Below are 14,299 nucleotides of genomic sequence, written 5' to 3'. Positions count from 1 at the left end.
TTGCTGCCCGACGAATCGGTGAATGATTAACTACTTATTTTCGGCGTACAAATAACCAGGTTACCCCTGCGCTACATCCACGACAATGTCCTGATAAACAACGCTCTTGTCGCGAATTTGATCGCTGAGGGCAATACCCCGGCTGGCTAGTGCCTGCTTGAAATCATCTGGCAGCACCTTCACGAACTTCCCGATTTGCGCATCCCAATCCTGAATCAACGACAACGCTACGTTGCTGGTTGTGTGTTGGAAATGCTTCTCCACATACTGCCGCACAATGCCCTGATCTTCATCATTCAGCACATCAAGGCTCACCATTTCACGATTCACTTTCGGAGCGAAAGTACCGTCGGCGTCGTAGACATAAGCTACTCCACCCGACATACCAGCGGCAAAGTTTTGGCCTGTTTTGCCTAGAATAATGGCTAGTCCACCCGTCATGTATTCGAGACCGTGATCGCCCACGCCTTCAACCACAACCTTGGCACCTGAGTTACGCACACCAAACCGTTCGCCCGCCATGCCCCGGATGTAGGCCTCGCCCGATGTGGCGCCGTAGAACGACACGTTACCAACGATACTATTTTCTTCCGGTTTAAACGTAGCTGTGCGGTCAGGGTAGACAATCAGTTCGGCACCGCACAAACCTTTACCAAAGTAGTCATTCGCATCACCCTCCAGTTCAAGGCGTACCCCGGCGGTGGTGAACGCACCGAAACTCTGGCCCGCCGTACCGCGTAGTTTTACGTGAATCGTATTCGTGGGGAGACCGGGGCCTCCGTACACTTTCGAGATTTCATTCGATAGCATCGTACCGATACTCCGATTGATATTCTGCACGGGGAATTCACCGTACACTGATTCGCCACGTTCAAGTGCAGGCTGAGCCAGTTCAATCAGCTGACGGTCAAGAATGTGCTCAATCCCGTGGTCCTGATCTTCCTGTTTATACAGCGCAACGTCAAGGCTGGCCGGCTCGCGGAACAGCAGCCCCGACAAATCAAGCGTTTTGTATTTCCAATTGGTAATGTCGGGCCGCATCTGCAGCATCTGTACCTGACCAATCATCTCGGCCACCGTACGGAAACCAAGCTCGGCCATAATCTCGCGCAGTTCCTGAGCCATGAACGTAAACATGTTTACTACATGCTCTGGCTTACCCGTGAAGAGGGCACGTAACTCTTTATTCTGGGTTGCCACACCAACCGGGCAGGTATTCAGGTGGCACTTCCGCATCATGATACAACCCGCAGCAACCAGTGCGGCAGTAGCCACCCCAAATTCTTCAGCGCCCAACATGGCAGCTACCGCCAGGTCACGACCCGTCCGGATTTGGCCATCGGCCTGAACCGTTACCCGACCGCGAAGCTTGTTTTTCACCAGCGTCTGGTGCGCCTCGGCCAGACCAAGTTCCCAGGGCAATCCAGCATGCCGGATACTCGACAGTGGTGAAGCACCTGTTCCTCCATCATGACCCGACACCAGAATATGGTCGGCATGCGCTTTGGCAACACCGGCAGCAATGGTACCTACACCTGCTTCCGACACCAGTTTCACACTGATACGGGCGGCTCGATTGGCATTTTTAAGGTCGAAAATCAGTTGGGCCAGATCCTCAATCGAGTAAATATCATGGTGCGGCGGTGGCGAGATCAAGCCAACACCAGGCGTACTGTGCCGGGTACGTCCGATCCAGTCATCCACCTTATGCCCAGGCAATTGTCCGCCCTCACCAGGCTTGGCACCCTGCGCCATTTTGATCTGTAGCTCACGGGCATTGCTCAGGTAATAACTTGTTACCCCAAACCGGCCCGAAGCCACTTGCTTAATGGCCGAATTCATATTGTCGCCGTTGGCCAGTGGGGTGAACCGCAGTTCATCTTCGCCCCCTTCACCTGAGTTGCTCTTACCACCAATGCGGTTCATTGCAACAGCCAGCGTCGTGTGCGCTTCCCAGGAAATAGAGCCAAATGACATGGCCCCGGTAGCAAACCGCTTGAAGATCGCTTCAACAGGTTCAACCTCCTCAATCGGAACCGGTGTTGCCTTCTTGAAAGCCATCAGACCACGCAGGGTGAGTGCATTTTTGGTCTGGTCATCAATGAGTTGACTGTATTTTTTAAATAGCTTGTAATCGTTCTTCTGCGTCGACTGTTGCAGCAGGTGAATTGTATCAGGGTTGAAAATGTGCTTTTCGCCACGCTGTTTCCACTGATAGATACCACCTACTTCTAACCGACGGGCCGATACCGACGGAATGGGTGGGAATGCCGTATGATGGCGCACCAGCACCTCGCGGGCAATTTCGGCCAGTCCCATGCCGCCGATGCGCGAGACCGTTCCGGTGAAGTATTGATCAACGACCGATTTGTTCAGGCCCAGGCACTCGAAAATCATGGCACCCTGATACGACTGAAGCGTTGAGATACCCATCTTCGAGAATATCTTCAGCAATTCGCCGTTGACAGCCTTGATGTAGTTTTTGCTCAGCTTCTCAATATCGTAGTCAACCTGCAGTTGGTTTTTCTCTTTCAGGCTCGCGATTGTCTCGAATGCCATGTAGGGGTTCACCGCCGAAGCGCCGTAGCCGATCAGGGTGGCTACATGATGCGTTTCCCACACATCGCCCGCCTCGACAAGGATACCAACTTTACCGCGCAGCCCTTCCCGAATCAGGTAGTGGTGAACCGCCGCCGTTGCCAGCAAAGAGGGGATTGGGGCGTGATTGGAATCAATGGCCCGGTCTGACAGCACGAGGATCGAGTAGCCATCTTCAATGGCGTCTTTCGCGTAGCGACACACCCGGTCGATAGCCCGGGCAAGCGACTCACCTTTGCCATCGGCCAGGAAGAGGGTGTTTACTGTCTTTGCCTGGAAATTAGGCCGGTCGATAAACCGCAGCTTATCAAACTCCTGAGTAGTTAGTACGGGCTGCTCCAGCTCTACCTGACGGCAGTGTTCCGGCGTCTCCGACAGCAGGTTGCTTGTCGCTCCCACAAAAGAGATCAGCGACATGATGGCCCGCTCCCGAATTGAATCGATGGGTGGGTTGGTTACCTGCGCAAACAGCTGCTTGAAATAGTGGCTGAGGTGCTGGCTTTGCTCAGACAGCACGGCCAGCGGCACGTCGGTACCCATTGAACCCAGGGCTTCTTTCCCCGTTTCAACCATCGGTGCCAGAATCATACGCAGGTCTTCGGTGGTAAAGCCGAACGCCTGCTGCATTTTCAGTAACGATTGCTCATCGTAACGCCGGTAGGTACGTGCCGGCGCCGTCAGATCAGCGATACGTATTTTGTTATCGTCGAGCCACTGCTGATATGGCTGGGCGGTACAGATCGAATGCTTAATTTCTTCATCCGCAATGATCCGTCCCTGCTCCATGTCAACGACGAACATCTTACCGGGCTGCAAACGACCTTTGCTAACTACCTTACTCTGGTCGATGTCGAGTACACCGGCTTCAGAAGCCATGATGACGATATCGTCATTGGTAACCCAGAAACGCGAAGGCCGCAGTCCGTTCCGGTCGAGGGTTGCCCCCACGATCCGGCCATCGGTGAATGAAATTGAGGCGGGGCCGTCCCACGGCTCGATCAGGGCGGCATGGTATTCGTAGAACGCTTTGCGGGCGGGGTCCATGTGTGTATTGCCGTCCCAGGCTTCTGGAATCAGCATCATCATCACATGTGGCAGCGAGCGGCCACTCATCACCAGCAGTTCAATAGCATTATCGAGGTTGGCCGAGTCAGACTGTCTGTGGTCGCAGATCGGCAACAGCATATCCATTTCCTCCGGCGTAAACTGGCTCGACTCCAGCAGCGATTCGGCCGCTTTCATCCAGTTCACGTTCCCTTTCACCGTGTTAATCTCGCCATTGTGGGCAATGTAACGGAACGGCTGGGCCAGTTTCCACGAGGGGAATGTATTTGTAGAGAAACGCGAGTGTACAACACCCAGCGCCGACACCACATCTTCGTGTTCCAGATCCGGGAAATACGACTCAAGCTGCTCAGTTGTTAGCTGCCCTTTATACGTGATTGTCCGGCACGAGAGCGACGAGAAGTAAAAGTCGCCAACGCCCGAGATACTTTCATTGACAATCCGGGTACTCGTATTCCGCAGTACGTATAGTTTTCGCTCAAAATCGTCGGTATTCGTTACAGTGGCCGGGCGCTTGATGAACACCTGCTCCATCTGCGGCTCACAGGAGCGTGAGGTTGCGCCCAGATCACCATTATTAACGGGGACTACCCGGTAACAAAGCAATTCCAGCCCCAGCTTTTTCATTTTCCGGTTCAGTACGGCCCGGCACTCTTCGCGCAGCCATACATCTTTCGGAAAATAAACCATGCCTACGCCATAGGCCCCAGCTGCTGGCAGGTGAACACCCAGCTTGCGGCACTCATCAACGAAAAACTCGTGGGGAATCTGGATGAGCAGACCGGCACCATCACCGGAATTACCTTCGGCACCTACCGCGCCCCGGTGTTCCATTCGACGCAACATGGATAGCGCGTCAGAAACAATACGGTGCGATTTACGGCCCTTGATGTGGGCAACAAATCCGATACCGCAGTTGTCGTGCTCAAATTCGGAACGATACAAACCCGCTTGAGCAGGTTGATCTGTACCCAGGTCGACTTGGTCAGCCATGAACGAGATATAGGTTAGATGGCCGGTAGCCGACGAGCCGAAAGGTGGCTCTGTGGAACCGACGCTGTATTACGATGAAACAACGAGCGATTCTGGTCACGAATAAACGACGTAATCAGTAGCCGTGTATCCGTGTATGTTTGTGATGAAAGCCACGCAATATACACGTTGGTTTCTTTGGTAAAAAGGCGAAATGACCAAATTTCGTTCGCAAACCTCCAATTATACTTTTAGTAATAAAACTCCTGTAAAAATGACTATTTTACAATGATCGCTTTCAACTGTAAGCAAGTTTTCAGCCGATTTGCTACAACACACTCCCCGACCACGTACCTATATGTTATCTACAACCCAATTATAATACGGCAGTTCCTGCTGTGAGTTGCTCATTCGATAGGCGTCAATGGCGGCCAGTTCATCAACCTGCACCTGGGTGCTGAAAAACTACTTTCGACCCTTCTTTTCTAGCTTTTTCATCGCGTTAGCGTAGCGTACGCCCAGTTCGCGCGCCGACAAGGCGTTGAAATGAGTGGCATCGCCCCCATCTGTCAGGCCCGCCGCGTCGACGCAGGCAATCTGGGGTAATTTACTGGGCAGAGTCAGCAATAACGTGTTTATCTGAGCCGCCGCGGGATTTTTAGCTACGAAAAAATCACCCAGCGTACCTACCACCACCGGAACGTCCGGACTAGCGAATACCTGACGGAACCGTCCGATGAGTTGCGTGAGCTTCAATTCATAACTGGTTACCAGTTCAGGCTTGCTATCGCTTTCGCCCTGATGCCACAGGATACCGTGCAACGTACCGGTCTCCTGCGCCGTTTGTACACGTTTCACGGCCTCGTCGTACGGATGGTTTTTTGTCTGCTCATGATAACCTCCCGGCTGCCAGGCATCGATAGGTGATCCACCCACAGCGGTAGGGATCAGGCCAATAAATAGGGTGGTGTCCAGATCGGCAAGTTGTTTTCCGAAGGCTAAACCCGGCCCCACGCCCACCACGGCCGGTTTGTCAAAATGCATCGGCTCAGTGGCAGGCACCCACTGATTGGCTTTGTTGAGCATCCAGACCCGGGGATGTGGCGTTTTATCAGCAGCTTCAACCGTACCCCGACCAGCCATATTCGACTGCCCGGCCAACATATACAGGTGAAATTTCGACGGCGACAATCCTGAAGGCAATGTCGGCTGCGCCTGCACTATGTGCTGCATAGCCACAAGAAACAGAGTGGATAGCAAGAAACGGCTTATCATGGTCAGTATGAAAGTAAGGGTAAACAACCTCGTAACGTACCTGGCCCGGCTGCCAGAGACGCAGCCTAGTGCGGGCGCTACGTAGGAGCAGCACTGAAAGCAGAGACCTTTACTTCAATGAGTTCAGATAAGCAATCGTCTGCGGCACCTGCCGGGCATAGCTGGGGCTCTCATCCTCGATGTAATAATGCTTGATGCCTGATTTTTTGGCCGCTTTCAGGATCGTGGGCAGATCCAGCTGACCGGTGCCAAGGGCTACATCGTTTTCAACCGGCGTGCCACCCGACAGGTTACCGACAACGCCTTTCCGCAGGTCTTTCAAATGCATCAGTTTAAACCGCGTTGGGTACTTGTTGATCAAGGCGGCAGGGTCGGCACCTGGGAAAAACGTCCATAAGATATCAATCTCGAAACTGACGTACTTCGGGTCGGTATTCTTGATGATATAGTCCATCAAGGTTCCGTCTTCGTATGGTTCGAATTCGTAGCCGTGGTTATGATAGCAGAATGTAAGTCCGAACTGATCTTTCAATTGTTTACCAAAACTGTTGAAGTCGGCCACCGTCTGCCTAGCCATCTCGAGAGTAAAGGGGCCTTTATGGGGCACCCACGCTACCCGTACATAATTGGCGCCTAACGTCCTGGCATTCTGCCCTACTTCGGCGAGCTTAGTCTGCAAATCAGGATAGCCGACCCCAAACGATGAGCAGGTCATACCCCGCTCATCGAGCAGCTTTCGCAGGTCGGCGGCGGTTTTACCAAACAGGTTCGAAAATTCCATATCAGTAATGCCCATTGCCTTGATGGTATCGAGTGTGGCGGCTGCATTTCTGGCAAAACTCTGGCGATAGGTGTAGGAAACCATGCCTGGTTTTTGGGTGAACACCTTCTTCTGGGCTTGTACTGAGCCTACTGTGAGCAGAAGGAAAAAAATATAGATGCTCTTTTTCACGGGCGGTGACTGATTGGGAAAGTAGTGAATACGCTAAAGTCCTAAAAGCCCCGACAACGCCATTGCCTACTTGATTAAACGCGTGCTTTGCTGAATCATACTAGGTCATCTTCCTAAATTACCCGGTGGTGACTGTCCACTTCGTTATCGGGTATACACCAGCTAACTTTGCCTTTCAACGTAAATTAACTGTCTCGTCAATGCGCTTACTCACACTCACGATTGGCATTTTGCTCTCATTAGGGGCTTCTTCCTTCGCTCAGACCTCCACCAAAACTACATCTGGTAACCCTATCTTTCCCGGCTGGTATGCCGACCCCGAAGTTGCTGTTTTCGGCAAAGAATACTGGGTCTACCCCACTTTTTCGGCCAAATACAATCAGCAGGTATTTATCGACGCCTTTTCATCGCCCGACCTGGTTAACTGGACAAAGCACCCGCGTATCATTGACACCACGGCTGTAAAATGGGCTAAACGAGCCATGTGGGCACCATCGGTCATTGAAAAAGGCGGGAAGTACTTCTTGTTCTTCGGCGCCAATGACGTGCACGAAGGCGAAGTAGGTGGCATTGGCGTGGCCGTAGCCGACCAACCAGCTGGCCCTTTCCGCGACTACCTCGGCAAACCGCTGATCGGCCAGATACACAATGGCGCCCAACCCATCGATCAGTTCGTATTTAAGCATACAGACGGCAACTACTACATGGTGTATGGCGGCTGGCGGCATTGCAACATCGCCCAGCTTACCGACGACTTCAAGGGGTTCAAACCATTCAGCGACGGCAAAACCTTTCGCGAGATTACGCCCAAGGGCTACGTTGAAGGGCCAATGATGTTTATCCGCAACGGGAAATACTATTTTATGTGGTCGGAAGGAGGCTGGACAGGGCCGGATTATTCGGTAGCCTATGCTATAGCCGATTCGCCCTTCGGTCCGTTTGAACGGGTAGGTAAAATTTTACAGCAAGACCCTAAAGTGGCTACCGGAGCTGGCCATCACTCCATTCTTCGGGTACCCGGTAAAAAGGGAACAGCTACCGATGAGTGGTACATTGTGTACCACCGCCGCCCCCTCACCGAGACCGATGGCAATCACCGCGAAACATGCATCGACCGGTTGGAGTTTGACGAGAAAGGGGCCATCAAGCCCGTTCAGATAACCGTTGAGGGCGTTAAAGCACGTCGCCTCAATTAACCTCGTTCTCGGGTCGGTGGTTTCTGTCTGCTCACATACCTGATTTCGTTTCGACCTATGAAACAGCTGCTCGCCCTAACCGGTCTGATCCTGTCCGGATTCACCCTCTCCCAATCGGCCAATCCGCCGCGCTTTGTGAAATACTTCGTTGCGGCCGAGAGCTATGAATCGGCTGGGGTGGTGGATGTTGATGGAAACGGCACGCTGGACATTGTGTCGGGCGACTTCTGGTATGAAAACGAAGGCGGAAACGCCAGGCCAACGTTTCGCAAACGTCACCTGATTGGGCATCAGAAACGGGAAGATCAGTATTATGATGATTTTTCGACGATTCCGTTCGATGTCAACGGAGATGGTCGGCCCGACATTGTAACCGGTGGCTGGTGGAGTGGCAAACTTCGCTGGCTGGAGAACGTACCCAAAGGCGATTGGCCCATCCATGAGATTGCCACGGTAGGTAACGTAGAAACTACCCGTGCGTGGGATATCGATGGCGACGGCAAACCAGAAATCTGCCCCAACAACCCCAGCAAACCCCTTGTCTACCTGACCTATCAGTCTGATCGCTCGTTCAAGCCCGTTCAAGTGCACCAAACTCAGGGACATGGCCTGGGCTTCGGCGACCTGAACGGGGACGGTCGGGGTGATTTCATTGTCAGCGATGGCTGGCTACAACAGGGAGGAGACAAGCGAAACCCGACCTGGACCCACTATCCTGAGTTCAGCCTGGGTACGGCAAGTGTGCCGATTCTGATAGCGGATGTTAACGGTGATAAACTAAATGACCTTATCGTCGGGCAAGGGCATGGCTATGGGCTTCACTGGTACAGCCAGGGAGTTTCGGGAGGCAAACGCACCTGGACTAAGCACACCATTGATGAAAAAAATTCACAATACCATGTTATGGAATGGGTGGATATCACCGGCGATGGCAAGCCCGAATTAGTTACGGGTAAGCGATTCCGGGCCCATAACGATTCGGACCCTGGCTCTGACGACCCGGTGGGCCTCTATTATTTCACAGTCGAGCATGGCGCGTTCAAAAAGAACGTCATCAGCTACGGCCCCGCCGGAGAAGGCAAAGGCACCGGTATTCAGTTTGCCACCGCCGATCTGCGGCGTAACGGCCGAACCGATCTTGTTGTCGCCGGGAAAGATGGCCTATATGTGTTTTTCAACGAAAAGTAGCGAACCGTTTTTTACAAAAAAGGTGGGTAATCCGCTGAATCTCCAGGATTCAGCGGATTACCCACCTTTTTAATTGGCGCAGAGTTGGTCTAGGCGACCTCTTCTACGCGGCGCTCATGGCCCGTTTCGAATTCGGCGGTCACTTTTGCCGGACGCATCTTGATGATGTTGAGGCCAGACAGCAACTTGATCATTGGGTACGTTGGATCGAACTCAAACCACTTGGCCCCAAAGTTGGCAGCATTCGGACGTTTGTGGTGGTTATTCTGGAACAGTTCACCCATCATGACCACATCCAGAATCAGTGAGTTTTTCGACTTGTCGTGGTTATCGAAGTTTGAGTAGCCGTATTTATGGCCGCTCCAGTTGATGATTGCACCGTGTACGGGCCCCATCACGAAGTGAACAGGCAGCAGGAAGAAAAAAGCCCAGTGCATATCCAGGTAAATAAACGCGAAGATATAGAACAGGCTATACGCCACGCCCCACCCGGCGCGAGACACCCATGAATCGCCCAGTTTTTCGATCAGGTTCCACTCGGGGTAGTTCCGGTCAAACTGGCGTTCGATGGCCTGCTTGCGGTGCAGTACCGCGTTGTAAATGTTTTTCGTCTGCCACATCATCGTAAACACATTTTTGGTGTGGTGCGGTGAGTGTGGATCCTTTGGGGTGTCGCTAAACGCGTGGTGCATGCGGTGCAAAACAGCATACGCCCGGGGGCTTAGGTACGAAGATCCCTGCGAAACGTAGGTCAGGGCATAGAAGAAACGCTCCCAAAACTTACTCATCGAGAACATCTTATGAGCCGAGTACCGATGCAGGAAAAACGTTTGGCAAAAAAGAGAGAGATACCAGTGCGCGACAAAGGCGGCTACGACGTATATCACGATAAATACATTAAAAGGTGTTAGACAACAAACAGAACAAAAATACAATTTTTCCGGGTTGCTATGCCTTATATACGAAAATTAGGGCGGTTTAGTTGGCTATTGTCGTGGCGTACTGCAACAAATTTGCGCCCATTCGTAAAGCAGCCTGCCTAACTGACTCGGGATCATTGTAGACAGCCTGATCTTCCCAACCGTTTCCGAGGTCACACTCGTAACTATAAAAGCACACCAGCCGTCCCTGATAAATGAGCCCAAAGCCCTGAGCTGCTTTGCCATCATGTTCGTGCACTTTCGGCAAGCCATTCGGAAACTTGAACTTCTGGTTGTAAATGGGGTGCGAAAACGGAAGCTCTACAAAGGAGAGGTCAGGAAAAACCCGTTTCATCTCGCGACGAATGAACTTATCGAGGCCGTAATTATCATCAATATGAAAGAATCCGCCCGACATCAGATAACGACGGACGTTCTGCACCTCGGCCTCTGAGAACGCAACGTTTCCGTGGCCGGTCATGTGGACAAACGGGTAAGAAAAAAGGTCAGGGCTACCTACATCTACAATATCCTCTTCAGGGAAAATATTCATGCGTAGCTGCTGATTGGCAAACTTGATCAAATTGGGCAGGGCCGTTTTATTGGCGTACCAGTCGCCTCCACCGTTATACTTCAACTTCGCAATTCGATAGGCATATGGCTGTGCCCATGCAGTGGCGACAGACAGCAAACAGACGACAACAAACAGGGAGGCGATGACAAGAAGCTTCTTCATATATCGATTTAAACCGACAAGGTCTTCAAAACCAGTGTGGGTCAATTTATTGATTCAAAAAACTCAACGCCTGACAAGCCGACAGGGCGGCCGTTTCAGTACGCAACCGGGTTGGGCCAAGCGTTACCATCTGGAAACCAGCCTGCACAGCCTGTTGCAATTCCGATGCCGAAAAATCCCCTTCAGGCCCAACTAAAACGGCACATTGGCTGCCTGGGCTGGCGGCACGAATCAACGGCTTAGCGCTGACAGGCCGGCCAGGTACGTTGTCGGGCAGATGAGCAATGTAGCGATGGGCCTCTCCTACTGTGTTCAACAGGTTCGCAAAGGGTACAGCTTCGTCAAGTTGGGGCATCCAGGACTGTAACGACTGTTTCATGGCAGCCACGGCAATTTTTTCGATGCGTTCCAGCTTCAATATACGCCGTTCTGAGTGCTGGCCGATGAAAAAACTGATTCGCTCGATACCTATTTCTACGGCCTTTTCGACAAACCACTCAATCCGGTCCAGGTTTTTAGTCGGTGCCACGCAGATGCGTACCGAAAATGGCCGTATCGGTGTGGTTTCGATGGAATCGACACGAAACGCGCAATGCTTGTCTGCTCGTGTAATAACGCTGTCGAACCGATTTCCGCGCCCGTCAGTGACAGATAGTGGATCGCCAACGCCTAATCGCAGCGTTCGGGTGGCGTGCCGGGCATCTTCGTCGGAGAGCAGCCCGGCGGCATCGGTTGGGGTAAGGGTTGGCTGGTAAAAAAGGTGCATAACTGGCAATTGGTACCCGTAAAAATAGTGAAACGCGGCGAAGGCCGGGTCACCTGTTTAAAAAGCACGTAACTTCACTCCTTCAATTCATCATGTATGCTCGTTAAACGATCCCTGCTCCTCATTACCGGGTTGCTGTTAGTTCATTTGGCACCAGCGCAATTTCGTTCGCGCGCCCTCCGCTGGTCGGCCGATGGCAATGCTACTCTCTCCACTGCTAGAAACGGCATCAGCCGCACCGATGTTCGTACAGGAACTGAAACAGAACTGGTCTCGGCCGCTGAGCTAACACCAACTGGCACCCAAACACCGATTACCGTCGCCGATTTCAGCTTCAGCCGCGACTCAGGCTCCGTACTTATCTTCACCAATACAGCCCGCGTTTGGCGGTACAACACCCGCGGTGACTACTACGTCTACACCCGCCCAACGGGCGGAAAACCGGGTACGTTACGTCAGGTAGGTGCCAAACAGCCCAGCCAGTCGATGCTCTACGCCAAACTGTCGCCCGATGGCAAGCGCGTGGCTTACGTGAGCAAAAGCAATCTCTTCTCAGAAGAAATCGCCACGGGCAAAACTACCCAGCTCACCACCGATGGTACCAGGAAACGCATCAATGGCACCTTCGACTGGGCCTATGAGGAAGAATTTGGCTGCCGCGACGGATTCCGCTGGAGCCCCGACAGTAAACAACTGCTCTACTGGCAGGTCGATGCCAGCAAGATTCGCGATTTCCTGATGATCGACAATACCGATTCGATCTACTCCTACACCATTCCGGTCGAATACCCCAAGGTGGGCGAATCACCATCGCCAACACGGATTGGCGTGGTTTCGGCCACGGGCGGCGCAACGAAGTGGCTAGCCATTCCCGGCGATCCGGCACAGCACTACCTGGTTCGGGCCGAGTGGTTTCCTACCGTGAGTGCAGCAGGTAGCGAACTGATTGTTCAGCAGTTGAACCGCAAGCAGAACGAAAGCATCCTGTATGTTTGCCAGCCGGCGACAAACAGGGTCACGCCTATTTTCACGGAAAAAGACAACGCCTGGATCGATATTAAAGCCCGCTGGGACCGCGATGACCCGACCGGCTGGGAGTGGCTCAACAATGGCAACGCCTTTTTGTGGGTGTCTGAAAAAGACGGCTGGCGGCATATTTACCAGTTTAGCCGCGACGGCAAGACCCAGACGCTGCTGACACCCGGCAACTACGATATGGCCGAGTTGGAGCGTATCGATGAAAAAGGTGGGTACGTCTATTTTACCGCCTCGCCCGACAACGCCACACAGCGGTATCTGTACCGCGTGCCGCTGGCAGGTGCTGGTAAACCGGCGGCTGGTCCGGCCGAGCGTCTGTCGCCCGCCAATCAGAGCGGTACGCATGGCTACGATGTATCCCCGAATGGTCAGTTGGCCATGCATACATTCACGAACGCCTCTACCCCGCCCAGCCGAAGCTGGATAAAACTGCCCGACCATTCGCCGTTGCGGGCTGGCTCTGCTGCCTCTCGGCCCGCTCAGGCGCGCAATAAAAATGTTCGGTTCTTTACTGTAACCACGTCTGACAATGTGACGCTCGATGGATGGATGGCCCTCCCGGCCGACTTCGACAGCACCAAACGGTATCCGATTGTTTTTTATGTCTATGGCGAACCAGCGGCCGTTACCACCAGCGATGTCTTCTCGGCAGGTAACAACGACCTCTTTACGGGCGACATGCAGCAGGCAGGGTATATCTACGCGGCACTCGACAACCGGGGCACTCCTGCCCTGAAAGGAGCCGCCTGGCGCAAGAGTATATATCGTCAGATTGGCCGCCTCAATATACGGGATCAGGCACTGGGTACACGGGCATTGCTGGCCCGCCACCAATTCATCGATCCTGCCCGGGTAGCGGTTTGGGGCTGGAGCGGCGGTGGAGCTACTACGCTAAACCTGATGTTCCAATACCCGGAAATTTACCAGACCGGCATTGCAGTATCGGCCGTAACAAACCAGCTGACCTACGATAATATCTACCAGGAACGCTACATGGGTCTGCCTCAGGAAAACCGGGAGGATTTTGTGGCCGGATCACCACTGACACACGCTAAAGGACTGAAAGGCAATCTATTGTACATTCATGGTACCGGCGATGACAACGTACATTATGCCAATGCTGAGATGCTGGTAAACGAGTTGGTCAAGAATAACAAGCTGTTCCAGTTTATGGCCTACCCGAACCGTTCTCATGGTATCTCAGAGGGCGCAGGTACCCGTCAGCACCTGGGCGCGCTCTACACTGACTTCCTGAAGAAGAACTGTCCGCCGGGTGCCCGGTAACTTACAGTGACGAATGTTTATTCTGCTGCTGTCTAGAACGACACGGCAAGCAACGCACGAAAGGGGATCAGGTACGTCTTGATTAATCAAGACGTACCTGATCCCCTTTTTTTAAGTAATTCCAAGTCTGAAAATTAAGTAGAAGTAGCGCATAGTCTTTAAATTCAGAAAGTATTTTTCTTTTTAACAATCTGATATACAGCTAATTGAAAATAACTTTTATAAATCAAAAATCCAAGCCCTGAATATATGCCGTAGGTCTTTCCGTCGATCGATCACACACAGTTTCACACACAAATCAAGTAAAAC

Annotated in this window: 9 protein-coding genes; 3 read left to right on the top strand and 6 right to left on the bottom strand. The window is 52.6% G+C overall.

All coding sequences use genetic code 11. The features are described from left to right. Positions 1 to 60 precede the first annotated feature (60 nt). The 3 genes from gltB to F7231_RS19740 form a co-directional block, all read right to left on the bottom strand. On the bottom strand, positions 61 to 4,656 hold the full coding sequence (gene gltB, locus F7231_RS19750) for a glutamate synthase large subunit (RefSeq protein ID WP_166693256.1): 4,596 nt from the start codon (positions 4,654 to 4,656) through the stop codon (positions 61 to 63). Positions 4,657 to 5,100: 444 nt separating this feature from the next. Beyond that, positions 5,101 to 5,910, bottom strand: coding sequence for a sialate O-acetylesterase (locus tag F7231_RS19745; RefSeq protein WP_166693255.1), 810 nt, complete (start codon positions 5,908 to 5,910; stop codon positions 5,101 to 5,103). A 109-nt stretch (positions 5,911 to 6,019) separates the two neighbouring features. Beyond that, on the bottom strand, positions 6,020 to 6,862 hold the full coding sequence (locus tag F7231_RS19740) for a sugar phosphate isomerase/epimerase family protein (RefSeq protein WP_310589358.1): 843 nt from the start codon (positions 6,860 to 6,862) through the stop codon (positions 6,020 to 6,022). Positions 6,863 to 7,062: 200 nt separating this feature from the next. Here F7231_RS19740 and F7231_RS19735 point away from each other — a divergent pair, with 200 nt between their 5' ends. Next, entirely contained in the window at positions 7,063 to 8,058 is a 996-nt protein-coding gene (locus F7231_RS19735) for a glycoside hydrolase family 43 protein (RefSeq protein ID WP_166693254.1), read from the top strand. Between the two features lie 57 nt (positions 8,059 to 8,115). Continuing rightward, positions 8,116 to 9,246, top strand: coding sequence for an FG-GAP repeat domain-containing protein (locus tag F7231_RS19730; RefSeq protein WP_166693253.1), 1,131 nt, complete (start codon positions 8,116 to 8,118; stop codon positions 9,244 to 9,246). Positions 9,247 to 9,335: 89 nt separating this feature from the next. Here F7231_RS19730 and F7231_RS19725 read toward each other — a convergent pair whose 3' ends face one another. From F7231_RS19725 to F7231_RS19715, 3 genes are all read right to left on the bottom strand, one after another. Then, the gene (locus tag F7231_RS19725) at positions 9,336 to 10,130 is read right to left on the bottom strand and encodes an acyl-CoA desaturase (protein ID WP_085415203.1); all 795 of its coding nucleotides are present in this window, start codon (positions 10,128 to 10,130) and stop codon (positions 9,336 to 9,338) included. 94 nt (positions 10,131 to 10,224) lie between these two features. Further along, a complete protein-coding gene (locus F7231_RS19720; protein ID WP_085413927.1) occupies positions 10,225 to 10,902 on the bottom strand; it encodes a DUF4159 domain-containing protein in 678 nt (225 codons plus the stop codon). 46 nt (positions 10,903 to 10,948) lie between these two features. Beyond that, entirely contained in the window at positions 10,949 to 11,668 is a 720-nt protein-coding gene (locus F7231_RS19715) for an RsmE family RNA methyltransferase (RefSeq protein WP_085413928.1), read from the bottom strand. Positions 11,669 to 11,764: 96 nt separating this feature from the next. Here F7231_RS19715 and F7231_RS19710 point away from each other — a divergent pair, with 96 nt between their 5' ends. After that, positions 11,765 to 13,990: a S9 family peptidase gene (locus F7231_RS19710; protein WP_085413929.1), complete on the top strand. Its 2,226-nt coding sequence runs from the start codon at positions 11,765 to 11,767 to the stop codon at positions 13,988 to 13,990. Positions 13,991 to 14,299: the final 309 nt, after the last annotated feature.

Source organism: Fibrivirga algicola (genome assembly GCF_011742925.1).
In the GTDB taxonomy this organism is placed as follows: Bacteria; Bacteroidota; Bacteroidia; order Cytophagales; family Spirosomataceae; genus Fibrella; species Fibrella algicola.
This window is presented reverse-complemented; position numbering and strand designations above follow the sequence as displayed.

Bases quoted from the DNA above. Each gene is read 5' to 3' on its own strand.
- gltB (WP_166693256.1), bottom strand. From the start codon at position 4,656: ATGGCTGACCAAGTCGACCTGGGTACAGATCAACCTGCTCAAGCGGGT.
- F7231_RS19745 (WP_166693255.1), bottom strand. From the start codon at position 5,910: ATGATAAGCCGTTTCTTGCTATCCACTCTGTTTCTTGTGGCTATGCAG.
- F7231_RS19735 (WP_166693254.1), top strand. From the start codon at position 7,063: ATGCGCTTACTCACACTCACGATTGGCATTTTGCTCTCATTAGGGGCT.
- F7231_RS19730 (WP_166693253.1), top strand. From the start codon at position 8,116: ATGAAACAGCTGCTCGCCCTAACCGGTCTGATCCTGTCCGGATTCACC.
- F7231_RS19720 (WP_085413927.1), bottom strand. From the start codon at position 10,902: ATGAAGAAGCTTCTTGTCATCGCCTCCCTGTTTGTTGTCGTCTGTTTG.
- F7231_RS19715 (WP_085413928.1), bottom strand. From the start codon at position 11,668: ATGCACCTTTTTTACCAGCCAACCCTTACCCCAACCGATGCCGCCGGG.
- F7231_RS19710 (WP_085413929.1), top strand. From the start codon at position 11,765: ATGCTCGTTAAACGATCCCTGCTCCTCATTACCGGGTTGCTGTTAGTT.